The 22,805-nt window shown below is 67.3% G+C and carries 21 protein-coding genes; 2 read left to right on the forward strand and 19 right to left on the reverse strand.

All coding sequences use genetic code 11. The features are described 5' to 3' along the window. Positions 1-40: 40 nt before the first annotated feature. From AC5RWD_RS16570 to lysS, 6 genes are all read right to left on the reverse strand, one after another. Positions 41-550, reverse strand: a complete 510-nt coding sequence (locus AC5RWD_RS16570) for an amino-acid N-acetyltransferase (RefSeq protein WP_003799763.1) — start codon at positions 548-550, stop codon at positions 41-43. 34 nt (positions 551-584) lie between these two features. Further along, entirely contained in the window at positions 585-2,705 is a 2,121-nt protein-coding gene (locus AC5RWD_RS16575; RefSeq protein WP_494021062.1) for a prolyl oligopeptidase family serine peptidase, read from the reverse strand. A 189-nt stretch (positions 2,706-2,894) separates the two neighbouring features. Further along, a complete protein-coding gene (locus AC5RWD_RS16580) occupies positions 2,895-5,387 on the reverse strand; it encodes an ATP-dependent Clp protease ATP-binding subunit (RefSeq protein WP_331570872.1) in 2,493 nt (830 codons plus the stop codon). Between the two features lie 488 nt (positions 5,388-5,875). Next, complete coding sequence (locus AC5RWD_RS16585; protein WP_307099115.1) at positions 5,876-6,202, reverse strand: histone-like nucleoid-structuring protein Lsr2; 327 nt, start codon at positions 6,200-6,202, stop codon at positions 5,876-5,878. A gap of 137 nt (positions 6,203-6,339) precedes the next feature. After that, the gene (locus tag AC5RWD_RS16590; RefSeq protein WP_494021063.1) at positions 6,340-6,525 is read right to left on the reverse strand and encodes a hypothetical protein; all 186 of its coding nucleotides are present in this window, start codon (positions 6,523-6,525) and stop codon (positions 6,340-6,342) included. Positions 6,526-6,527: 2 nt separating this feature from the next. Then, complete coding sequence (gene lysS / locus AC5RWD_RS16595; protein ID WP_494021064.1) at positions 6,528-8,066, reverse strand: lysine--tRNA ligase; 1,539 nt, start codon at positions 8,064-8,066, stop codon at positions 6,528-6,530. 140 nt (positions 8,067-8,206) lie between these two features. On the opposite strand from lysS, the gene AC5RWD_RS16600 reads away from it, so the two are divergent. Together AC5RWD_RS16600 and AC5RWD_RS16605 are read left to right on the forward strand one after the other, a co-directional pair. Then, positions 8,207-9,136, forward strand: a complete 930-nt coding sequence (locus AC5RWD_RS16600; RefSeq protein ID WP_494021065.1) for an alpha/beta fold hydrolase — start codon at positions 8,207-8,209, stop codon at positions 9,134-9,136. A gap of 43 nt (positions 9,137-9,179) precedes the next feature. Next, entirely contained in the window at positions 9,180-10,016 is an 837-nt protein-coding gene (locus AC5RWD_RS16605; protein ID WP_494021066.1) for an alpha/beta fold hydrolase, read from the forward strand. Positions 10,017-10,051: 35 nt separating this feature from the next. On the opposite strand, the gene AC5RWD_RS16610 is transcribed toward AC5RWD_RS16605, so the two are convergent. From AC5RWD_RS16610 to tilS, 13 genes are all read right to left on the reverse strand, one after another. After that, positions 10,052-11,584, reverse strand: coding sequence for an MDR family MFS transporter (locus AC5RWD_RS16610; protein ID WP_494021067.1), 1,533 nt, complete (start codon positions 11,582-11,584; stop codon positions 10,052-10,054). A gap of 127 nt (positions 11,585-11,711) precedes the next feature. Next, entirely contained in the window at positions 11,712-12,641 is a 930-nt protein-coding gene (locus AC5RWD_RS16615; protein WP_494021068.1) for a 4-phosphopantoate--beta-alanine ligase, read from the reverse strand. 33 nt (positions 12,642-12,674) lie between these two features. Further along, the gene (locus AC5RWD_RS16620; protein ID WP_494021069.1) at positions 12,675-13,601 is read right to left on the reverse strand and encodes a Rossmann-like and DUF2520 domain-containing protein; all 927 of its coding nucleotides are present in this window, start codon (positions 13,599-13,601) and stop codon (positions 12,675-12,677) included. Further along, positions 13,594-15,144 carry a PH domain-containing protein gene (locus tag AC5RWD_RS16625; RefSeq protein WP_494021070.1) on the reverse strand — a complete coding sequence of 517 codons (1,551 nt, stop codon included), beginning with the start codon at positions 15,142-15,144 and terminating at the stop codon, positions 13,594-13,596. Before AC5RWD_RS16625 ends, AC5RWD_RS16620 begins: the two co-directional genes overlap by 8 nt. Further along, positions 15,141-15,653 (reverse strand): PH domain-containing protein, encoded by a 513-nt coding sequence (locus AC5RWD_RS16630; protein WP_494021071.1) that lies wholly within the window; start codon positions 15,651-15,653, stop codon positions 15,141-15,143. Before AC5RWD_RS16630 ends, AC5RWD_RS16625 begins: the two co-directional genes overlap by 4 nt. Continuing rightward, positions 15,634-16,161 carry a DUF3180 domain-containing protein gene (locus tag AC5RWD_RS16635; RefSeq protein WP_494021072.1) on the reverse strand — a complete coding sequence of 176 codons (528 nt, stop codon included), beginning with the start codon at positions 16,159-16,161 and terminating at the stop codon, positions 15,634-15,636. Before AC5RWD_RS16635 ends, AC5RWD_RS16630 begins: the two co-directional genes overlap by 20 nt. Then, positions 16,158-16,724, reverse strand: a complete 567-nt coding sequence (gene folK, locus AC5RWD_RS16640) for a 2-amino-4-hydroxy-6-hydroxymethyldihydropteridine diphosphokinase (RefSeq protein ID WP_494021111.1) — start codon at positions 16,722-16,724, stop codon at positions 16,158-16,160. The genes AC5RWD_RS16635 and folK overlap by 4 nt, the downstream gene beginning before the upstream one ends. Positions 16,725-16,768: 44 nt before the next feature. Continuing rightward, positions 16,769-17,128, reverse strand: coding sequence for a dihydroneopterin aldolase (folB, locus tag AC5RWD_RS16645; protein ID WP_494021073.1), 360 nt, complete (start codon positions 17,126-17,128; stop codon positions 16,769-16,771). 24 nt (positions 17,129-17,152) lie between these two features. Next, positions 17,153-18,073, reverse strand: coding sequence for a dihydropteroate synthase (folP, locus tag AC5RWD_RS16650; protein ID WP_494021074.1), 921 nt, complete (start codon positions 18,071-18,073; stop codon positions 17,153-17,155). A 10-nt stretch (positions 18,074-18,083) separates the two neighbouring features. Further along, positions 18,084-18,722, reverse strand: coding sequence for a GTP cyclohydrolase I FolE (folE, locus tag AC5RWD_RS16655; protein WP_494021075.1), 639 nt, complete (start codon positions 18,720-18,722; stop codon positions 18,084-18,086). A gap of 10 nt (positions 18,723-18,732) precedes the next feature. After that, a complete protein-coding gene (ftsH, locus tag AC5RWD_RS16660; RefSeq protein ID WP_494021076.1) occupies positions 18,733-20,799 on the reverse strand; it encodes an ATP-dependent zinc metalloprotease FtsH in 2,067 nt (688 codons plus the stop codon). Between the two features lie 281 nt (positions 20,800-21,080). Further along, positions 21,081-21,632, reverse strand: coding sequence for a hypoxanthine phosphoribosyltransferase (hpt, locus tag AC5RWD_RS16665; RefSeq protein WP_111903204.1), 552 nt, complete (start codon positions 21,630-21,632; stop codon positions 21,081-21,083). A 29-nt stretch (positions 21,633-21,661) separates the two neighbouring features. Further along, a complete protein-coding gene (gene tilS, locus AC5RWD_RS16670) occupies positions 21,662-22,711 on the reverse strand; it encodes a tRNA lysidine(34) synthetase TilS (RefSeq protein ID WP_494021112.1) in 1,050 nt (349 codons plus the stop codon). Between the last annotated feature and the right edge of the window lie 94 nt (positions 22,712-22,805).

A 22,805-nucleotide genomic window follows, 5' to 3' on the forward strand; every position in this document is an offset into this window, starting at 1 on the left:
CAGCCCCGAGAAGATCGGCCCGAGAAGGTGGGGGCGGGCTCTAGAGAGCCTTGATCATCCGCGTGTTGCCCAGCGTGTTGGGCTTCACGCGCGCGAGATCAAGGAACTCCGCCACGCCTTCGTCATGGGAGCGCAGCAGTTCGGAGTACACCTGCGGGTCCACGGCCGACTGGTCCGCCATCACCTCGAAGCCGTGCCGCTTGAAGAAGTCCACCTCGAAGGTCAGGCAGAACACGCGCGCCACGCCCAGCGCCTCAGCCTGCTTCAGGAGGCTCTCGACAAGGACGTGTCCCACGCCCTTGCCACGCCACGCATCCGAGGCCGCAAGGGTACGGACTTCCGCAAGGTCCTCCCACATGACGTGCAGGGCGCCGCAGCCGATGACCTCACCGGCCGCCGACTCGGCAATCAGGAACTCCTGCAGGCTCTCGTAGTAGGCCACCGTCTCCTTGGCCATCAGTATTCGCTCTTCCGCCAGGGGCGCCACCAGTTTCTTGATGGCAGCCACATCGCTGGTCCGGGCAGGGCGAACAGTGAAGGAGTCAGTCACAGCCCCATCTTACGGGGAGCGCCATTACGGCCTTCTAGAGGCCCAGGTCAGCCGGCAGCCCGATGTCATTGCCGAGGACGTTCCTGGCCAGGAAGTGTTCAACCACGCCGTACCAGACCTTGGCGTGCTGCGGCTGCAGGATCCAGTGGTTCTCGTCAGGGTAGAAGAGGAACCGGTGGCTGGTCTGCCCGTTCCCGTCGGTGGCGAGCTGCGACTTGGACAGCAGCTCGTACCAAAGCCGCAGACCTTCCCCGATGGGCACCCGGTAGTCCTTGTCGCCGTGGATCACCAGCATGGGCGTCCGGATCTTCTCGACGTGCAGGTGCGGGGAGTTCTCCAGCGCCATTTCGGCCGTCATCTCCTTGAGCCAGTACTGCGACGCGTCGGTGGTGGGCCCGAACTGGTCCAGCGCCCACAGGCTGGCATGGGTGACAATCGCCTTGAAACGGTCCGTCTGCCCGGCCACCCAGTTGGCCATGTAGCCCCCGAAGGACCCGCCCATCGCCGCCGTGCGGGTTTCGTCGATGTCCGGCCGCTGCACCACCGAATCCGTGATGGCCATGAGGTCCGTATAGGGTGCCTTGCCCCAGCCGCCCCAGCCCCGCTGGATGTACTCCTGGCCGTAACCTGTAGACAAAGCGGGATCCGGAAGCAGGACAGCGTAGCCCCGGGCGGTGAGCAGCCAGGGGTTCCAGCGCCAGGTCCAGGCATTCCAGGATCCCAGCGGGCCGCCGTGGATCCACAGCAGCAGCGGCGCAGGGCTCTCGGCGGAGGCACCGGCGGGCAGGGCCAGGTAAGCGGGCACGCGCGAGCCGTCGGCCGCCGTCGTCTCCACCCGCTCCAGCGACCCTTCCGTTTGCGGCCGTTCCGCCGGGGACGGCAGCCGGGCCACGTCCCCGGTGACGAGGTCGATCCGGACCGGTTCGGCGGGGAACTCGTACGAGCTTCGAAGCGCGTAGGCGCTGCGTCCGTCGGGTGAAACGACGACGTCGGTGTAGGCCGCCGCGTCTGGCGTCACCCGGGTGATGCTCCCCCGGGCGGCACCCGGGGCAACACTGACGCTGAAAACGGGCGACGCGCCGTCGTCGTCCGCCGTGACCAGGAGGGCGGAGCCGTCTGGGAGCCACGCCTCGGGGTGGGCCCACCGGTCCCAGTCATGCGCCAGGGGCTGCAGGTCTTCCCGGCTGGCCTCCCCGGACACGTCGAGAAGGTGCAGCTTCACCTGCGGGGCCTGCTGCGGGGTTGTGTCGCTTTCACTGAGGACGGCGAGGGTGGCGCCGTCCGGGCTGACCGGCCCCGGGAAGTAGTTCATGCCCTCTGCGTCGAGGAGGATCCGGAGGGTTCCCGTGGCAACGTCGACGGCGGCCAGGACGGACCGCAGGTCGGCCCTGGGCAGCGGCTTCACGATGCTGGTGTAGAGGGTTTTGCCGTCCGGGCTGACCACCGAAACGGCCTCCCGGAGGCGGGGCCCTGCCTCCGGGGTGAGGTTGCGCAGGGTGAGGGGCGCGGCGGCGTCCACGGTGGCGGGTTTGCCGGGTTCCTGCTCGGGTCCCGGCTCAACTGCGAAGAGCCGGGGCTGGGCCGGACCGAGATCAGCGTCCCAGTAGCGGACCGGATATTCGCTGTGCAGGATGGCCGCCACCTTGTTCTCCTTGCGGCTCTTGCGGCGCTGGGCGTCGTCCTCCTCGTCGCTGGAGCCGGCGAGGACAGAGGCGGTGACGAAGGCCGCGTTTGCGTCCCGGGCCGTCATGACCTTGTCCACGCCGCCGGCCCGGGACAGGACCACGCGGGCCTCGCCGCCATCTGCGGGGAGCACCCAGAGCGCACTGACGGGATCGCCGTCGGCCTCCTTGTCCGGATCCGGCCGGGCGGACGTGAAGTAGACGTCGCCGTTGGCCGCGAACGCGGCACCAGCTTCGCCCTTGGCACTGCGGGTGATCCTGCGGGCCTGCTTCCCGCCCGCCGGGTCCAGCTCCCACAGCGCCGTGCCGTATTCGGTGCCCTTGCTGTTGAGCGTGGCCACCGTGGTCACCAGCCGCCGGCCGTCGGGACTAAGGGCCAGGCCACTGACGCGCGGGATCGCCAGGTAGTGGTCGAGGTCGTGGAAGGGGGTCGCCGGTTGCTTACGCAGGATCTCTGCATCTTCAGAAGACATGTGCTGATTCAACACCTCCTGTGCCCTGGATCACAGAAGGGTTCACTACTAGTGAAACAGTACTTTCAGAACTGTCCGGCTGCCGTCCCAACGCAGGAAGCCCCGCCTGCCCCCTTTCGGGGACTGGCGGGGCCTCTTGGCGCTGGAGTGCGGTTGGCAACCGGGCGCCTGGAACCCAGGCGGCCGGAACTAGGCGCTCGGGGCGATTTCCGGGATGCGCGGCTTGGCGTTGCCGGCGAAGGTGAACTTCGCGTCGTCGCCTTCGCCGTCCACATCCACCACCACGATGTCGCCGGGGTGCAGCTCGCCGAAGAGGATCTTCTCGGAGAGCTGGTCCTCGATCTCGCGCTGGATGGTGCGGCGCAGCGGCCGGGCACCCATGGCGGGATCGTAGCCGCGGGTGGCCAGAAGCACCTTGGCTGCCTTGGTCAGCTCGATGCCCATGTCCTTGTCCTTGAGCCGCTTCTCCAGGCGGGTCACGAACAGGTCCACGATCTCGATGATCTCGTCCTGTGTCAGCTGCGGGAACACCACGACGTCGTCAACACGGTTGAGGAACTCGGGGCGGAAGTGCTGCTTGAGCTCCTCCGTGACCCGGGCGCGCATCCGGTTGTAGCCGGTCTGGGTGTCCGTGCCGGACTGGAAACCGGTGGCGACGCTCTTGGAGATGTCCCGGGTTCCGAGGTTCGTGGTCATGATAATCACGGTGTTCTTGAAGTCCACCACGCGGCCCTGGGAGTCGGTCAGGCGGCCGTCTTCCAGGATCTGCAGCAGCGAGTTAAAGAGGTCCGCGTGGGCCTTCTCCACTTCGTCGAACAGGACCACGGAGAACGGACGGCGGCGGACCTTCTCGGTCAGCTGCCCGCCCTCTTCGTAGCCGACGTAGCCCGGAGGGGCACCGAAGAGACGCGACACCGTGTGCTTCTCGGAGTATTCGGACATGTCCAGCGTGATGAGGGCATCCTCTTCGCCGAACAGGAACTCCGCGAGGGCCTTGGCGAGCTCGGTCTTGCCGACGCCGGTGGGGCCGGCGAAGATGAACGAGCCGCCCGGACGCTTCGGGTCCTTCAGGCCGGCACGCGTGCGGCGGATGGCCTGGGACAGTGCCTTGATGGCTTCGTCCTGGCCGACGACGCGCTTGTGCAGTTCGTCTTCCATCTTCAGCAGGCGCGAGGATTCTTCCTCCGTCAGCTTGAAGACCGGGATGCCCGTCGAGTTGGCGAGAACTTCGGCGATCAGGTCCTCGTCCACCTCGGAGATGTCGTCCATGCCGCCGGTCTTCCAGTGGCGTTCCTTCTCGGAGCGCTCGGTGATGAGCTTCTGCTCCTTGTCACGCAGCGCGGCAGCTCCTTCGAAGTCCTGCGCGTCGATCGCGGACTCCTTCTCCATCTTCAGCTCGGAGATGCGCTCGTCCATCTCCTTGAGCTCCGGCGGAGCGGTCATGCGGCGGATGCGGAGCCGGGCACCGGCTTCGTCGATGAGGTCGATCGCCTTGTCCGGCAGGAACCGGTCCGAAATGTAGCGCTCGGAAAGGTTCGCGGCCGAGGCGAGGGCGCCGTCGGTGATGGTGACGCGGTGGTGCGCCTCGTAACGGTCCCGCAGGCCCTTGAGGATCTCGATCGCGTGCGCAACCGAGGGCTCCTTGACCTGGATGGGCTGGAAGCGGCGCTCGAGGGCGGCATCCTTCTCAATGTGCTTGCGGTACTCATCCAGCGTGGTGGCACCGATCGTCTGCAGCTCGCCGCGGGCCAGCATGGGCTTCAGGATCGAGGCTGCGTCGATGGCACCTTCGGCCGCACCGGCGCCCACAAGGGTGTGGATCTCGTCGATGAAGAGGATGATGTCGCCGCGGGTGCGGATTTCCTTGAGGACCTTCTTCAGTCGCTCTTCGAAGTCACCGCGGTAGCGGGATCCGGCCACCAGGGAGCCAAGGTCCAGCGTGTACAGCTGCTTGTCCTTGATGGTCTCCGGCACGTCGCCGCGCACGATCGCCTGGGCGAGGCCCTCGACGACGGCGGTCTTGCCGACGCCGGGCTCGCCGATCAGCACGGGGTTGTTCTTGGTGCGGCGGGAAAGGACCTGCATGACGCGTTCCATTTCCTGCTCGCGGCCGATCACAGGGTCCAGCTTGTTCTCGCGTGCAGCCTGGGTCAGGTTCCGGCCGAACTGGTCCAGCACAACCGAGCCGGCGGGGGTACCCTCTGCCTGGCTCTGGCCGACGCCGGCACCGGTGGTTTCCTTGCCCTGGTAGCCCGAGAGCAGCTGGATGACCTGCTGGCGGACCCGGTTGAGGTCGGCACCGAGCTTCACCAGCACCTGCGCCGCCACACCCTCACCCTCGCGGATGAGTCCCAGCAGGATGTGCTCCGTGCCGATGTAGTTGTGGCCAAGCTGCAGGGCCTCGCGCAGCGAAAGCTCCAGCACCTTCTTTGCACGCGGTGTGAAGGGGATGTGGCCGGAGGGCGCCTGCTGGCCCTGGCCGATGATCTCCTGCACCTGCTCGCGGACGCCGTCGAGCGAAATGCTCAAGGACTCAAGAGCTTTGGCGGCAACGCCCTCACCCTCGTGGATCAGACCCAAGAGGATGTGTTCGGTACCAATGTAATTGTGGTTCAGCATGCGTGCCTCTTCTTGGGCAAGCACAACTACGCGACGGGCACGGTCCGTAAATCGCTCAAACATTTCGCCACACTCCTAGCTACGACGTACTTTGATGCTACGTGGGGGAACCCTGACTTGGGGAGCTTGTTCGCCACAGGGGAAACCGGGCGTCTTGCACAGGTCCGCGCAGCTGGCCTACCAGCCGCGCCGGCGCAATGCCGGAGAGGGCTTTGAATAGCATCCGGTCCTTGCCCGGCGGGCATTTTCGGTTTCCCTTGACAGGGTGCCGGAAATCACCCGGCGCGGATTGTTCCAAAAGGGCCGCGGATTAGCTTGTACAACGTTGGCGTTAAACCGGGCGGCTTGCCGTGGGCATGATTCCTGCGTGAGGCATTGCGGGATTCCGGTGACTGGCGCACCAGATTACCGCCTGGCGGCACTTCTGATTAACGCGGGTTCTGATTAATGCGGGCGGCAACGGTCGGTTAAAGCGCGGCGCCCCCGCCAACCGGGGGCGCCGCACATATGCTCAGAACGTTTTGTGCACTAACTGGTTGTCAGGGCGCGGGCTAGGAATTGGCCTTTTGGTAGGCTTCCTGGATTTCTGCCTGAATACGGCCGCGCGCGTTAACGGTGTAACCGTGGTCCCGCGCCCACTGGCGTATCTGGGCAGAGTCCTGGCTGCGTCCACCCGGTGCCTTGGCGCGGGTAGGGCGGCCGCCGGACGTTTTGCGGCCGGCTGAAACAAAACGTTCCAGTGATGACCGCAGTTCTGAAGCATTGGCCGAGGACAGGTCAATTTCATAACCGACGCCATCCAGGCCGAAGCGAACGGTTTCGTCCGCAGATCCCCCATCCAGATCGTCCACGAGGACGATATTGACTTTCTGTGCCATCAAAATTCTCTCTTTTGGAAAGGACGTGTAATCAGAAAAGCAGGATGTTTCCACCAGAAGTATCTCTCCCATTAAGGCAACGCGTCAAAACGCGCAATGGTTCCTTGGGGATAACCGGGGGTATTAAAAGTGGCCTGCTATTTGTCTGATTTACTCGGAGGCTCGGTGGAATCGTCGCCGGCTGCCGCCTGGGCGTCAGCTTCGGCCTGCGCACGTGCTTCGGCCTGGCGTTCTGCCTTGTCCGCGTTAAAGATCGACTTCATGGCAAACCAGAAAATCAACCCAACTACCAGCGACGGCAGCAGTACGGCGACGTAGTCCATCATCAGTGGCCTTCGGGCTTGAGCAGGGGGAAGAGAATGGTTTCGCGGATGCCGGCGCCGGTGAAGAGCATGACCAGGCGGTCGATGCCCAGGCCGATGCCGCCCATGGGCGGTGCGCCGTATTCCAGGGCGCGGAGGAAGTCCTCGTCCAGCTGCATGGCCTCGACGTCGCCGGCTGCTGCGTGCATGGACTGTTCGGTAAGGCGTTCGCGCTGGATGACCGGGTCAATGAGTTCGGAGAAGGCGGTGCCCCGCTCCATGCCGCCGATGATCAGGTCCCAGGCCTCGATCAGCCGGCCGTCCTCGCGGTGCGGGCGGGCCAGCGGCTGGGCGGACGGCGGGTAGTCATAGACAAACGTGGGGTTAAGCAGGGTGGGTTCCACGATTTCGCCGAAGAGTTCCACGGCCAGCTTCTCGGCGTCCCACTTGGGGTCCACCTTGACGTCGTGCTTCTCGGCCACGGCGCGCAGTTCCTCGAGTGTGGTGTCCGGGGTGATCTCCTGGCCCACTGCTTCGGAAAGTCCCGGGTACACGGCCACCCAGGCCCAGTCGCCGTCGAGGTTGATCTCCCCGGCCTCGGTATGCAGCGTGCGTCCGGCCCCCACGGCGTCCGCGGCGTCCAGGATGATCTCCTTGATGCGCTCGGCCATCACGAACTGGTCGGCCCACGCCTCGTAGCACTCAAGCGTGGTGAACTCCGGGCTGTGGGTCGAGTCCACGCCCTCGTTTCGGAACACGCGGCCCATGTCGTAGACACGGTCGATGCCGCCCACCACGGCGCGCTTGAGGTACAGCTCGGTGGCGATGCGCAGCGTCATCTTCTGGTCGAACGCGTTCATGTGCGTTTCGAACGGCCGGGCCAGGGCGCCGCCATGGACCAGCTGCAGAATGGGCGTCTCCACCTCGACGTAGGCGTGGCGGAACAGAGTCTCGCGGATCGAGCGGGTGATGGCGGCGCGGGTGTAGACCATTTCGCGGGCCTCGTCGCGGACCATCAGATCCACGTAGCGCTGGCGAACGCGGGTTTCCTCATTAAGTTCGGCGTGCAGCACAGGCAGGGGGCGCAGCGCCTTGGAGGCCATGGACCAGGAGTCGGCCATGACGGAAAGCTCCCCGCGGCGGGAGGAGATGACTTCGCCCTTGATGAAGACGTGGTCACCCAGGTCAACCAGGGCCTTCCAGTCCGCGAGGGCCTCTTCGCCCACGTTCGCCAGGCTGAGCATGGCCTGCAGCCGGGTGCCCTTGCCGTCCGTGCCGCCTTCCTGCAGAGTGGCGAAGCACAGCTTGCCCGTGTTCCGGACGAACACCACGCGTCCGGTGACGCCGACGACGTCCCCGGTGGTCTCGTCGGCCTGCAGGTGGGCGTACTTTTCGCGGATCTCGCTGAGCGAATGTGTGCGCTCAACACCCACCGGGTACGCCTCCGACCCGCGTTCGATCAGCTTGGCACGCTTGTCCATGCGGATGCGCATCTGTTCGCTGGCGTCGAGCGGTTCTGGGGCGTTCTTGGGGGCGGGGGTGTTTTGGGAAGTCACAGTCATCAAGTTTACCGGGACTTCCCGCATCGGAGTTCGGGAGCCCCCACCTAGGAGTTTTTGTCCAGATATTCGGACTTCCGGCGCCCTTTGGGCGCGATATCCGGACAAAAACTCCTGGAGGGGGCGGGGCATAGACTCGGGCTGTGGAGACGTGGACAGTTGAGGCGGACGACGACGGCAGCAGGCTTGAGGTGCACTCCTTCAGGCCCGCCGCACTCACCCCCGCCAACGGTGGCAGCACCGCCGCGGAAGGTGATCCGGCGCCGGTGACGGCACCCGGCGTCGTCGTTATCCACGGAACACTGGTGACCGACGCGCTGTACCGGCCGTTCGCCCGCAAACTGAGCCTCCTGCTGAGCCGGCCGGTGCACTGCTACAACCGCCGCGGCCGCGGCCGTTCCGCCCCCCAGCCGGACGACTATTCAGTGCAGACCGAGATCCGGGACCTGGCCGCCGTGATGAAGGCGACGGGGTCGGAGGACGTCGTGGCGCACAGCTTCGGCGGCTTCGTGGCGCTCCAGGCGGCGCGCGGCATGCCGCTGCGCCGGCTCGTCACCTACGACGCCGCGGTGTCCCTTTCCGGCAACCTGAACCACCGCTGGCGGCCCGAACTGGAGCAGGCCGTGACGGATGGGCAGCTCAACCATGCCTGGGCGCATCTGGTGCAGGGGCTGGCCACGGCCGGGCCGTTGTCGTACCTGCCCCTCGGCGCGCTGCGGATGCTGAGCATCATGTCGGCCCGGACCAACGTCGGCGCGGAAATGCGGGAGTTGCTGCCGACGGCGGTTAAGGAGATGCGGGCGGTGCTCGACGCCGACGCCGAGCTCGCGGATTTCGAGGAGGTGGCCACCCCCACGCTGATGCTCAGCGGCGGCTGGAGTCCGGGATACTTTGCCGACACCGGCCGGCAGTTGGCGGCGGCCGTGCCGGCGATCGACTTCGCGGTGGTTCCGGGCCAGCTGCACGAGGGGCCGATCCGGCCTGGCAAGCGCCTGGCCGTCCGGATCGCGCGCTTCCTGAACGGCACCGACGGAACCATCCGGCCGCTGAGCAGGAAAGGCCGGCGCCGGTAGCCGCTGGCTGTCAGCACAGGCCTGCCTCCGATAGGCTCGGACCATGACTCGCGAGATCATCAGCACACCCGACGGCGGCAAGCTCGAGCTGTTCAGCACGGGCGCTGAGTTGGCCACGGCCGGCTCCGGCGTGGTTGTGGTTACGGCCTCCATGGTGACGGCAGCGGACTACACCCGCTTCGCGCAGAAGCTCAGCGCTTCCCTTGGCCGGCCGGTGCACACGTTCAACCGCCGCGGCCGGGGCGCCTCCTCCGAACAGGCCGGGGACTACACCCTGGACGTCGACATCCGCGACCTCGACACCGTCATGAAGCACACGTCCAGCACCGACGTCTTCGGCCACAGCTTCGGCGGCGCCGTTGCCCTCCACGCGGCGCGGACCCTCCCGGTGGAACGGCTGGCCGTCTACGATCCCGCTGTCTCCGTCAACCACAGCGTCACGGCCGACTGGACCACCGAATATGAACGGGCGACGGCGGCCGGAGACGACGACCGCGCCCTCGCGGTCCTGCTCCGCGGGCTCGAGGCCGAGAGCGCCTTCTCCTCACGCATGCCGCTGTCCATGATGACCCTCGCCAACAAGCTCACGGCGGGAACGACTGTGGGCAAGCAGATGCGCGAAATGATGCGCACCGGCGTCCGGGAGATCAAGGCGATCATCGCCGCGGACATGCCAGCCGAACCGTTCCTGGCGCTGCCGCTGGAGACACTCATCATCGTGGGCGAGAAGAGCCCGGCCTACTTCGGCGTCGCGTGCGGCCAGATCCACGACGTCCTCTCCGGCTCCAGCTACACCATCCTGCCGGGCTTCGGGCACGACGGCGTCAACCGCGCGCCGGACAAGCTCATCACCGAGCTCAGCGAGTTCTTCGCCGGCTAACCCCCCCCCCCAAAAAAAACCACAGTGGGCAGGGGTTAGTGGGCGGCGGGTGTGCCTTCGGCGCCTGCCGTCTTCCGCATCATGGTGGAGAGTACGACGGCGGCAACGGCTATCACGGTTGCCGTCAGGAATGCGGCATTCATGCCCGCAACGAGGCCGGAGCCCGCGGAAACGAAGGCGAAGATGGACACGAGCAGTGCCGTTCCCGCCGCGCCGGCCACCTGCTGCAGGGTGCTCATGATGGCCGAGCCGTGCGAGTACAGGTGCGGCGGCAGCGGGTTCAGGCCGGTGGTGAAGGCCGGGGTGAAGAGCAGCGCGAGCCCAAAGCTGAGCCCCACGTGCAGGGTGACGATCCACCAGACCGGAGTGCCGGCGTCGAGCATTGCGAACTGCCAGAGCGTCAGAACCATGAGCAAGGATCCGGTGACCGTCAGCGGCAGAGGACCGACCTTGTCGAACAGGCGTCCGATCACCGGGCCGAGCAGGCCCATGGCCAGGCCGCCGGGCAGCAGGGCCAGGCCGGTCTCAAGCGACTGCAGGCCGCGGATCTCCTGGAGGTACAGCGGCAGCAGAATTACGGCACCGAACAGGGCCACCATGGACACCACCATCAGCAGCACGGACACCGTGAACATCCGGAAGTTGAAGGCCCGCAGGTCCAGCAGCGGGGACTCGGACTTCTGCAGCCGGAGCTGCCGGAACGTGAACGCGGCCAGGCCGGCCACGCCAACAACCAGCGCCACCACGGCCAGCGTGCTCGGGCCGCTGCCGCCGCCGTGGCCGCCGCCGATCTGGCTGAGGCCGTAGACGAGGCCGCCGAAGGCGGGGACGGTCAGCACCACGGAGAGGAAGTCGAACCTGGACTTTTCGGTCTCGCCGACGTTGGTCAGGTACTTGGCACCGATTGCCAGTGCCGCGAGGGCAATGGGCAGGACAAAGATGAACATGAAGCGCCAGGAGAAGTGCTGCAGGATGAAACCGGAAACCGTGGGTCCCATGGCCGGTGCAACAGATATGGCGATGCTGACGTTGCCCATCACGGCGCCGCGCCGGGCCAGCGGCACCAGTGTGAGAATGGTGGTCATCAGCAGCGGAAGCATGATGGCGGTGCCGCCCGCCTGGACGATCCGCGCCAGCAGGAGGATTTCAAAGCCCGGCGCCGCGGCGGCGAGCGCCGTGCCGCCGGCGAACAGGCCCATCGCGAGGAGGAAGACGGACCGGGTGGACAGCCGCTGGAGGATGAAGCCGGTGATCGGAATCACCACGGCCATGGTCAGCATGAACCCGGTGGAGAGCCACTGGACGGTGGGGGCATCCACGCGCAGGTCCACCATCAGCCGCTGCAGGGCAACGTTCATGATGGTTTCGTTCAGGATCACCACGAAGGTGGCCACCAGCAGCGTGACGATCACCGTCACGGACTCGCGGGACATCCTGTCCGACGGCGGCGCAGCCGCCTGGGTTACAGGTGCTGCGGCTGGGGATGCAGCGGGAGCGGCCGGCTCCTGGGCGGGTTCGCCAGACTGGGCAGGTTCGCCAGACGAATTGGACGTGACTTTGGTAGACATGGCGAGGCCCTCAGGGAGTTGGAGTGGTGGCTGGCGGTCAGCGCCGCTGCAGACTCCAACAGTGTAGTGGCCGGACACATTCCCCGCACAGGGGGTTTGAGCCACCTGCGACGCAGGTCACCACTGGTCAGGAACTGAGCGGCACGTTGTCGATCAGCCGCACGGCGCCCACCTTCGCGGCAACCAGCGCCAGCCCTTCACCGCGGAAGGGCGTCTCGCGGCAGTTCTCGGCGAGCGGCTCCAGCGTGACGGGATCCACGACGTCGAGGTAATCGAGCTGGACCAGCGGCTGGGACTCGATCAGGGCCCTCGCCGAGTCGACATCAAGCGGCTCATTGGCGTTCGCCCGCTCCTCGATGAGGCGCAGCGCGCGGGACAGGACCAGAGCGGCCTCCCGCTCCTCATCCGAGAGGAAGCGGTTCCGGCTGGACAGCGCCAGGCCGTCGGCGGCGCGGGCGGTTGGCACGGCCACGATCTCCACGGGAAAGTTCAGGTCCGCCACCATCCGGCGCACCAGGGCGAGCTGCTGCGCATCCTTCTGCCCGAAATAGGCGCGGTACGCCGGGAGTCCGCCGCCGGAACCGGCAACGAAGGCGTTGCCGCCGGGAAGCCCAGTGCCGGGGATGCCCAGGTGCAGCAGCTTGGCCACCACGGTCAGTGCGCCGTCGAAGTGGCCGGGACGTGACGCACCCTCCCACTTCTCCCCCAGCGGACCGGAGGTGATCCGCACCATCGGCTGTCCGCCCGGGTACATCTCCTCCACGCCCGGCGCAAAGACCAGGTCGACGCCCTGTTCCTCCAGCAGCGCCATGTCCGCTTCGAGGGTCCGCGGGTACCGGTCCAGGTCCTGCGCCTCGCCAAACTGCAGCGGGTTCACAAAGATGGAGGCCACCACGACGTCGTTCTGTTGGACGGCGGCACGCGCCAGCTGCCCGTGGCCCGCATGCAGGGCGCCCATGGTGGGAACGAGCCCCAGGGACGAGCCGTTCTTCTGCGTCAGCAGCAAACGGCTTTGTGCCCGGAGGGAGTCGGCCGTGGTTACGAGTCGGATTGCCATGTCAGTGTCCTCCCTTGGGCCCTGCGGCCGTTTTCATCGGCGGCCGGGGCCATCGTCGTCTGTGCCATCGTCATCCGTGCCCTCAAGTGCGGTACGAATATTGTCCGCCTGATCCGGCTTCAGCAGGCCCCGCGCTTCGGCACGTCTGGCGGTGGCCCGCGCCATGGCCAGGTACGCCGCGAGGATGTCGCCGCCGGTCCCGCCGTCGTGCTCGCGCAGCGCGCGGGCATGCGCCTCCACCGTGCCGGCGTCCCCCCGCGCCACCGGGCCGGTCAGCGCCGTCTCGCCGGAGGCGAGCGCGTTCTCCAGCGTGGCCCGCAGCAGCGGCCCGAGCATGCGGTCCGGCGCCTCCACGCCCACCTCGGCGAGCAGCTGCGAGGCCTGCGCCACCAGCGTGACCAGGTGGTTCGAACCGTGGGCAAGTGCCGCGTGGTAGATGATGCGGTCGCCCTCGGCGATGACCACCGGTTCGGCGCCCATTTCGACGACGAGTGCCTGGGCGATGGGGAGCATGGCGGCGTCCGCCGTGACCCCGAACGTGCAGTCCAGCAGCCGGGTCAGGTCCAGGCTCATGCCGGTGAAGGTCATGGCGGGGTGCAGCGCCAGCGGCACGGCACCGGCCGCACGGACCGGATGCAGCACGCCGACCCCGAAGCGGCCCGACGTGTGTGCCACGAGCTGCCCGGGCTGCCACGCCCGGAGCTTGGCAAGGCCCTCCACGAGCCCGCCGAGGGCATCGTCCGGAACGGCCAGCAGCACCAGCTCCGCGCGTTCCACGATGTCCTGGATCTCCAGGACGGGAACGCCGGGCAGCAGGGTTTCTGCCCGCTCCCGGCTCGCGTCGGACACGGCGGAAACCCCGACGACGGCGTGCTCGGCCGCGCGGAGCGCCGCACCGAGAACGGCGCCCACCTTCCCGGCACCGATTATTCCGACGCCGAGGCGTCCTGGCTTAGCCACGTTGCTGGCCTTCCTGTTCGGGTGCTGGGGTGGGTCGTTGATCGAGCTTGTCGAGATCCCGGGTTTCGATAGGCTCAACCAGCGGCGCCGGCTCAGCCAGCCCGGCCGGAGCGACCTGGGCCAGCCACTGTTCACTCGTCTGGCGGCGGCGGGCGGCACGGGCCCGGGCGGCCTGGGCGTCGAAGAGGGCCTGCGCCTCCCGGATGTCCGCCTGGATAACGCGTGGCGCCACCGGCCCCGCGGTGGTATGCAGCACGAGGTCAGCCAGGCCGAACCGGCGCGCGAGGGGTCCCTGCTGCAGCGCAATCGACTGCGTCCGCTGGTGCGGCACCACCACAAGCTGCCGCCACCAGCGGCCCGACCGCATGAGCAATGCGGTGTCCGTTGCCGCGAAGGCGTTGCGCCGCCAGCCCAGCGGCGCCAGCAGCCGCGCCCGGCGCGGCGTGGTGACGAATCCGGCGTCGGAATCCAGCCCGTTCACGCCCTGGTGGAATACGCGCAGCGGATCGGTCGTCCCCGGATCGGGCAGCACGAGGGCCAGCATGTTCAGGACGTCGACCATCTTTCCCACCGGCAGCAGCGTGGTGCGTGACCCGCCCTCGCCGTTGTCCGCTCCGGCCCCGTATCCGGCGGCGTTGACCTGCATCCGGTACCAGCCGAAGAGGCGCCACAGCGGCGGCTGGGCCACCTTCAGCGCCTGGATCCGGCCCGGCGGCAGGGTCTGCGCCTGGGTGTCGAGCAGCCCGTAGCGGAGCCGGATGCCGTCCGGGGAGATTGCCGCCGTGAAGTTGTAGCCCCTGGTGAACGAGGTCCAGTACGCGGCAATGAGGCCGAGGGCCGCCGGAATGAGGTACAGGAAAAAGGCCCTGTTCTCGGTGAGCGCGGACAACATCACGGATGCCCCGGCACCCAGAACCACAAAGACGCTCTGCTCGCTGAGCAGGAGCGAACCGACCAGGCGCGACGGCGGGACCTGCAGCACCTGCTGCTCGGGCGCCTCGGGGGCAGGCACCTCGGGGTGTGCCGGGTCCAGCCGGATTCCCGACGCGCGGGCGAGGATGGTGGCACGCAGCTGGCGGGCGTCGCCGATGCGCAGGTAGGCCAGCCGGACGGCGGATTCGCCGGCGTCGGCAACTTCGAACTTGAGTTCCGCGAGGCCGAAGATCCTGGCAAGCAGCGGCTGGACGATGTCGATGGCCTGGACGCGGTCCAGCCGCGCCTGCCGCTGCTGCTTGAACAGGAAGCCCGTGTTGACCCGGACGTAGCCCTCCGCCACCTGGTACCGGGTGAAGTACCAGGAGAGGATGAAGCCCAGGACCGCCAGCACCAGCATCAGCGCACCGCCGCCCAGGAGCCACGGTGCGCGCCCGGCGATGCGGTCATCGATCAGCGGCTGGCCCTGGAGCATCCGTTCAAAGCTGTCACGCCCAAAGAAGTAGCCGATGGCCGCCAGCGCAACCCAGCCACGCACGAAAGGTGTCGCCGGGTGCACACGCAGCCACTCGCCGTCGGGCTTTCCGGAAGCGAGGCCGCCGGCGCTCACAGCCCGGCCAGCCTGGCTTCGCCGCGCGCCGAGAGCTGTTCCCTGAGCCGGGCGCCTTCCTCGGCGGGAAGTCCGGGAATGCCGGCATTGGTTCCGGCGGACGCGGTGTGCAGCTTCAGGGTGCAGAGCCCCAGCCCGCGTTCCACCGGGCCCGCGCTGATGTCCACGTACTGCATGCGGCCGTACGGCACCACCATGACGCGCTGGAAGAAGATGCCGCCGCGGATGAGGAGGTCGTCGTCGCGCTCGGCGTAGCCGATGGCGCGCACCTGCCGCGGGATCAGGACCAGGCGCCACAGGGCCAGCAGCAGCATGAAAGCGGGAACCCCGATGGCGAGCCACAGCGGCGGCCACCGCCACCAGCCGAGCCGGACGAACACCAGCGGAAGGCTGAGCACGGCCACCATGAGCAGGTTGCCGAGGGCCCACTCCACAAGCCGGACCGTGACGTATTTCGGGGACACGCGCAGCCAGGTGATCCCGGGAGGATCAATCGCCGCGGTAGGCATACTCGCCTTCTCCCTTGGCCTTGCCCCGGCCGTGGCCCGGCAGGCCTTCGCTGGCGTCAGTCTCGCCGTCCTCCGGCGGGATCTTGCAGAAGCGTTCGACGACGAGCCCCACCACGATCATGACCAGCCCGCCGCCGGCCATTCCGAGGGCGAGCCAGGTGACGTCCAGCCCGCTGCGGATGCTCCAAAACCGGAGCTGGTCCAGGAAGATCCCGGCGTGCCAGCCCAGGAGCATCGCGCCGGTGTAGGCGCAGGCCTGGGCGAGGACCAGCGTCCACGCCGCCAGGATGGGGTTCAGCATTTTCTTCTTCTTGCCGTTCCGCCAGCGTAGCACCCGGATGCCCAGCACCAGGGTCAGGGCCACAATCACGCCCATGGTGACCAGCGCTGTGGCCGGCAGGACCGGCGTGGCCATCCCGTACCGGACGGTCAGGACGGCAGCGGACCAGCCGGCGACGGCCAGGGCAATGCCCACGACTGCGAGCACCAGCGGACTCACGGGCTTCACGGCTGTTCCACCGCCCCGCCGTCGGGAACGCCGTCGAATTCCCCGAAACCGTCGAACGGTTTCAGGTCCGGGAAGTCGGCGGCCCTGGCGGCCAGCTCCCCCACCGGCTGCCCGTTCAGGGTCGCGGAGGGGTCCATCTGGGCCCAGGGGTAGAGCACGAAGGCCCGCACTGCCGCAAACGGGTGGGGCAGGGTGAGCACCGGATCGGAACTCTCGAGGTCCCCGTAGACAATGACGTCGACGTCAAGCGTGCGCGGACCCCAGTGGACCTCGCGCACACGGTGGTGCTTGTTCTCCACCGACTGGCAGTGTTTGAGAAGCTCGAGCGGTTCCAGCGATGTCTCGACCGAAATCACCATGTTGAGGAAGTCCGGCTGCCCGGCGGGGCCGCCGACGGCCTTGGTCTGCACTATCGGCGAGACGGCCAGGAGCCGCACCTCCGGGCGGTCCACAAGGTCCGCCACAGCCTCGGACAGCGTCTCGTTCCGTGCCCCGAGGTTGCTGCCCAGTGCCAGCACCGCGCGCGTGTAGCCGGTCTTGGCCGGTGCCGGCTTCTCATCCACCTGCTGCTCGTGCACCGGCTTCTCATCCAGTGCGGGTGCCGGATTCACGTCCGCTCCCGGTAGACGCTGACAGCGACGTCGCCGAAGGGCACCTCGATGGGCGCCTTCGGCTTGTGCACCGTGATCTCCACGGCCTGGATCCTGAATTCCTTGAGCAGGCCCTCGGCCATCCGCACAGCCAGTCCCTCGATCAGGTTCAGGGGCTCGCCGGTGATCCATTCCGTGATCCGACCGGCCACCTCACCGTAGTGGGCGGTGTCGCGGACGTCGTCCGACTCCGCGGCCTGGCTGAAATCCAGGTGCAGCACTGCGTCCACCACAAACGGCTGCCCTTCGCGGCGCTCAAAATCGAACACCCCGTGGTAGCCGGTGGCGGTGACACCGGTCAGCGAGATCCTGTCCATGGCTGTTCTGCTAGGCCTTCCTGGTCAGCGGCCGTGGTCCGGGGCCGCCATGCGGGCGGCCACCTTGACGGCGTCAAGGCTGGGTCCGACGTCGTGCACTCGCACAGCCCAGGCGCCGCGGGCGGCGCTGATGGCGGTGATGGCGGCCGTGGCGGCGTCGCGCTCTTCAGGGAGCGCAGCCTTGCCGGCGACCGTCAGGAGCGTACCCAGGAAGCGCTTGCGGGACGCGCCCACAAGCACTTTGTGGCCCATGGCATCGAGCCGGTCCAGGTTCCGCAGCAGCTCCCAGTTCTGCACGTCCGTCTTCGAGAACCCGATGCCCGGGTCCACAATGATCTGCTCGGGCAGGACGCCGGCCGCATACAGCTTGTCGCGGACGCCGTTCAGTTCGGAGACGACGTCGTTAGCGACGTCCTCGTAATCAGTCAGGGAGGTCATTGTCTTGGCATCGCCGCGGCGGTGCGTCAGGACGTAGGGCACCTTGGACTTCGCCACGAGCTCGGCCATGCCGGGTTCGATGGTGAGGCCGGAGATGTCGTTGATGATGGCGGCGCCGGCGTTCAGCGCGGCCTCCGCGGTGGAGACGTGGGTGGTGTCGATGCTGACCAGCGCGCCGGCCTTCACGAGGGCTTCGATGACAGGCACCACCCGGCGCTGCTCTTCCTCCGGGCTGACTTCATCGGCGCCGGGGCGGGTGGATTCACCGCCGACGTCGATGATGTCGGCCCCGGCGTAGAACATCCGGAGGCCGGCGGCGATGGCGGTGTCCGCCGTCGCGTGTTTGCCGCCGTCGCTGAACGAATCGGGGGTGACGTTGAGGATGCCCATTACGAGCGTGCGGTCTGTGGGCAGGTCGTCGAACTTGGCTGCCGGCCGCGGTTTGCGCAGGATGGGCAGGGGTGAGGTTGCGGGGCCGGTTCCAGGTGCTGCAGCTAGGGAATCCATAGTCTGTTTTTTACCTTCCGAGTATGAGGCTCATGGCTTCGGCACGGGTGGCCGGGTCATGAAGTTGCCCGCGAACCGCGCTTGTGACGGTTTTGGCTCCGGGCTTGCGGATGCCGCGCATGGACATGCACATGTGTTCGCATTCCACCACCACGATGGCTCCGCGCGGCTTGAGGAATGTGACCAGCGCTTCAACGATCTGCGTGGTCAGGCGCTCCTGCACCTGCGGGCGGCGGGCGTAGATGTCCACCAGGCGGGCCAGCTTGCTCAGGCCCGTCACCCTGCCGTCGTGCGAGGGGATGTACCCCACGTGCGCGACGCCGTGGAAGGGCACCAGATGGTGCTCGCAGGTGGAGTAGAAGGGGATGTCCTTCACCAGCACCAGTTCCTCGTGGTCGAGGTCGAAGGTGGTGCCGAGCACGCTGCCCGGATTCTGGTGCAGGCCGGCAAACACCTCGGCGTAGGCTTTGGCCACGCGCTTGGGTGTGTCCTGCAGGCCGCCGCGGTCGGGGTCCTCGCCTATGGCCAGCAGGATTTCCCGTACAGCTGCTTCAATCCGGGGCTTGTCCACCTTGTGGTGGTGGCCCGCTCCGTCCACCGCCGAATGGTCGGCGGGGGCGGTGAGGTCGTCGTCGTCGAAGTGAGTCACACCAAAGAGCTTAGCCGTGGTGGCCGTCTGGTCCCGCTTCCGTTACTCCGCCCTGGAAGGAGGCGTCCTCCGGAACACCCTGGGGGTGCGGCGGAATCGCGTCCAGCGGTTCCTCGAGGCGGGCTTCCTTGGCTTCTTCCTGGGCTTCGCGTTCCGCACGCTCCTGCCGCGACTCCACCGGGCCGGCCATCTGGACGGGCCGGGTTTCCTTGGACAGCCAGATCTCGCGGAAGTCGCGCTTGCGGATGTCCCGGAAGACGTCGGCGATTTCGGCCTGGTTCAGGGTTTCGCGTTCCAGAAGTTCCAGGGCCAGGCGGTCCAGGACGTCCCGGTTTTCGGTGAGGATGGCGTAGGCCTCGTCGTGGGCCTGGTCGATGAGGCGGCGGACCTCCTCATCCACGATGTAGGCGATCTGGTCGGAGTAGTTCCGTTCGTGGCTGGCGTCGCGGCCGAGGAACGGCTCACCGCCGCCCTGGCCAAGGCGCACAGCGCCCACGCGCTCACTCATGCCGTACTGGGTGACCATCTGGCGGGCCGTGGCGGTGGCCTTTTCGATGTCGTTCGAGGCGCCGGTGGACGGGTCATGGAAGACGATTTCCTCGGCCACGCGGCCGCCCATGGCGTAGGCCATCTGGTCCAGCAGCTCGTTGCGGGTGACGGAGTACTTGTCGTTTTCCGGGACCACCATGGTGTAGCCCAGGGCGCGGCCGCGGGGCAGGATGGTGATCTTGGTGACCGGCGCGGAGTTCCGCAGCGCGGCGGCGACGAGGGCGTGACCGCCTTCGTGGTACGCGGTGATCTTGCGTTCGTGCTCCTTCATGACGCGGCTGCGCTTCTGCGGCCCGGCCATGACGCGGTCGATGGCTTCGTCCAGTGCGCGGTCATCAATGAGGTTGGCGTTGGAGCGGGCGGTCAGCAGCGCGGCCTCGTTGAGCACGTTGGCCAGGTCTGCACCCGTGTAGCCGGGGGTCTTCTTGGCGACGGCCTTGAGGTCGACGCCCTGGGCGATCGGCTTGCCCTTGGCGTGGACCTGGAGGATCTGGTCGCGGCCCACGAGGTCAGGGGCTTCCACGGAGACCTGGCGGTCGAAGCGGCCGGGGCGGAGCAGTGCCGGGTCCAGGACGTCGGGCCGGTTGGTGGCGGCGATCAGGATGACGTTGGTCTTGACATCGAACCCGTCCATTTCGACGAGCAGCTGGTTGAGGGTCTGCTCGCGTTCGTCGTTGCCGCCGCCGATGCCGGCACCGCGGTGGCGGCCGACGGCGTCGATTTCGTCGACGAAAATGATGGCGGGCGCGTTGGACTTGGCCTGCTCGAACAGGTCACGTACGCGGGAGGCGCCGACGCCGACAAACATTTCGACGAAGTCCGAGCCCGAGATGGAGAAGAACGGCACGCCCGCCTCGCCTGCGACGGCGCGGGCCAGCAGGGTCTTGCCGGTACCCGGAGGGCCGTACAGCAGCACGCCCTTGGGGATCTTGGCACCCACGGCCTGGAACTTGGCAGGCTCTGCGAGGAACTCCTTGATTTCCTGGAGCTCCTCGACGGCCTCATCAGCACCGGCAACGTCAGCGAACGTCACCTGCGGCATGTCCTTGCTGACCATCTTGGCCTTGGACTTGCCGAACTGCATCACCTTGGAGCCGCCGCCCTGCATGCGGGAGAGCAGGAACCAGAACAGGACACCCAGCAGCAGCACAGGCACCAGCAGCGAGAAGAGTCCCGAGAGCCAGTTGCTCTCCACCGGCTGGTCCGTGTAGCCCTTGGAGGGGTTCGCAGCAGTCACGGCCTTTACGACGTCCGGGCCGCGGTCATTGACGAAGAAGAACTGGACGTTCTTGCCCTTGTCCTGGCCGTCGATGACGAGGTTGTCTTTCAGCACCAGGTCGACGCGGTTTTCGCCGTCGAAAATCTTGGCCTGTTCCACCTTGCCGCTCTCGGCGAGGAGCTCGAGGCCCGGCTGTGTGTCGATGCGCGTCGAGCCGCCCGGAGCCAATGTTGCAAAGGCCAGCAGAAGCATGCCGACCACAACAATGATCCAAATGCCCGGGCCCTTGAAGAAACTCTTAGCTTTCATCTGTTCGGGGGCTGGCCCCGTCCCTCCTGGTAGTGCTGCACGGCGCGAGGACTGCGCGCGTGTGGTGCTGCGTCGTTTCTAGCTATACACCGTCAGGACTAATTCACGCACGGTGTAATACAAAAGTTCCCTCAGGGCGTAGTGGCTGGTGGGAGCGCGAACGGACACTTTCGGCCCCTCTTAACCAGCGCGCGCCGCCGTCGAACCCGTGTTGTCAGGTTCGACCGCGGCGCGGCCGGCGAAAGCGGCGCAAAAATGCGGGCCAGCTTCGGCGGAGGCGTTTACTCGTAGACGTGCGGGGCCAGGGTGCCCACGAAGTCCAGGTTGCGGTACTTCTCGGCGTAGTCCAGGCCGTAGCCCACCACGAACTCGTTCGGGATGTCATAGCCGACGTATTTGACGTCGATCTCCACCTTGGCGGCGGTCGGCTTGCGGAACGCGGTGCAGATTTCCACCGAGGCGGTGCCGCGGGATTCGAGGTTGGTCTTCAGCCAGGACAGGGTGAGGCCGGAGTCGATGATGTCCTCGACGATGAGCACGTCCTTGCCCATCAGGTCCGTGTCGAGGTCCTTGAGGATCCGCACCACGCCGGAGGACTGCGTGCCGGAGCCGTAGGAGGAGACAGCCATCCAGTCCATGGAGACGTGGCTGTGGAGTGCCCGCGCGAGGTCGGCCATAACCATGACAGCGCCCTTCAGCACACCGACGATGAGCAGGTCGCGCCCTTCGTAGTCCTTGTCGATCTGGGCCGCGAGCTCGGTGATGCGCTGCTGGATCTGTTCCTTGGTGTAGAGAACGTGCTTGAGGTCTGCCTGGACGTCGGATGAATCCACCAATTGCTCCTGTGTAGATGCGGGTGCGACTATTTGCGGGACGGTTTGTGAAGCCGGAATACAAGCTTCCCACAGCGGGCGGCCTCGCGGGGAACGCCTTCTGCCCCGCCCAGCCCGCGGGCACGCTCCCGGTCCTGCAGCTCGGCAAGCGAGAGGCGGTATACGCTGACCCCGCCAGGCAGTTCCACCGGACCGGCAGAGCCTTTCCGCCGCAGCAGTGCTTCCGCCGCCAGAAGGCGCTGGTAGCTGGGCTGTTGACCGCCGACGCCGGCGGCGGCCTTTGCGATCACCCGGAACCTGATGGCCGGGGCCAGGTCAGCCAGGGCAGCCTCCGGGAGGCTGATGTCCGGGCCGTCGTGCTCAGCGAGTGACTTGTAAGTGCTGTTGGCCACGTCCTCCAGATAGTCGGCATCCAACTGCAGGATGGCGGCGGTGCGCGCAAGGGACTCGGCAACACCCGGGCCGAGCTTTTCCTCCAGCACCGGCATGACCTCCACCCTGGTCCGCGAACGTGCGAAGGAGGGGTCGCCGTTGCTGGGATCGTGCCAGGGCTCAAGCTCCTCTGCACGGCAAATCTCCAGGGTGTCCGCCCGGCGCAGGCCAAGGAACGGCCGGAGCAGCTTTCCCCTGGCAGGGCGCATCCCCGCCAGGGACCGCGTGCCCGAGCCGCGGGCCAGGCCCAGCAGCACCTGCTCGGCCTGGTCATCGAGTGTGTGCCCCAGGAGGATGGCGCCGGCGTCCCACTCCCCTGCCGCCGCCTCAAGTGCGGCATGGCGGGCATCGCGGGCTGCTGCCTCCGGCCCGAAACCGGTGGAGGCGACATTGACGGTCCGTATCTGCACCGGGTCCAGGCCCAGGTCCCGGAGGGTCCCAGCGGTTTTCGCCGCAACATCGGCGGAGCCGGGCTGCAGCTGATGGTCTACTATCACGGCGCCCACGGTCACCGGCCGGCCGTCCACATGGCCGCGGCGCGCAAAGTAGGCGGCCACCGCTGCCAGGGCCAGGGAGTCGGGGCCGCCGCTGCAGGCCACCAGGACGCGTTCGGGATAGCCGGCTTCGGCCAGCGCATCCTGCAGCATTTTCCGTGCCGTGCCGAGCACCGGCGCCAGCCGGCCCGGCCGCCGCCTTCCACTGGGAAGAGATCCGCTGGGAAGAGGTCCGCCGGGAACGGCA

The organism is Arthrobacter sp. CMU6, assembly GCF_059090205.1.

Bases quoted from the DNA above. Each gene is read 5' to 3' on its own strand.
- AC5RWD_RS16585 (WP_307099115.1), bottom strand. From the start codon at position 6,202: ATGGCACAGAAAGTCAATATCGTCCTCGTGGACGATCTGGATGGGGGA.
- lysS (WP_494021064.1), bottom strand. From the start codon at position 8,066: ATGACTGTGACTTCCCAAAACACCCCCGCCCCCAAGAACGCCCCAGAA.
- tilS (WP_494021112.1), bottom strand. From the start codon at position 22,711: ATGCTGCAGGATGCGCTGGCCGAAGCCGGCTATCCCGAACGCGTCCTG.
- folP (WP_494021074.1), bottom strand. From the start codon at position 18,073: ATGGATTCCCTAGCTGCAGCACCTGGAACCGGCCCCGCAACCTCACCC.
- AC5RWD_RS16610 (WP_494021067.1), bottom strand. From the start codon at position 11,584: ATGTCTACCAAAGTCACGTCCAATTCGTCTGGCGAACCTGCCCAGTCT.
- AC5RWD_RS16580 (WP_331570872.1), bottom strand. From the start codon at position 5,387: ATGTTTGAGCGATTTACGGACCGTGCCCGTCGCGTAGTTGTGCTTGCC.
- AC5RWD_RS16605 (WP_494021066.1), top strand. From the start codon at position 9,180: ATGACTCGCGAGATCATCAGCACACCCGACGGCGGCAAGCTCGAGCTG.
- folB (WP_494021073.1), bottom strand. From the start codon at position 17,128: ATGGACAGGATCTCGCTGACCGGTGTCACCGCCACCGGCTACCACGGG.
- AC5RWD_RS16590 (WP_494021063.1), bottom strand. From the start codon at position 6,525: ATGGACTACGTCGCCGTACTGCTGCCGTCGCTGGTAGTTGGGTTGATT.
- AC5RWD_RS16630 (WP_494021071.1), bottom strand. From the start codon at position 15,653: ATGCCTACCGCGGCGATTGATCCTCCCGGGATCACCTGGCTGCGCGTG.
- ftsH (WP_494021076.1), bottom strand. From the start codon at position 20,799: ATGAAAGCTAAGAGTTTCTTCAAGGGCCCGGGCATTTGGATCATTGTT.
- AC5RWD_RS16615 (WP_494021068.1), bottom strand. From the start codon at position 12,641: ATGGCAATCCGACTCGTAACCACGGCCGACTCCCTCCGGGCACAAAGC.
- AC5RWD_RS16575 (WP_494021062.1), bottom strand. From the start codon at position 2,705: ATGTCTTCTGAAGATGCAGAGATCCTGCGTAAGCAACCGGCGACCCCC.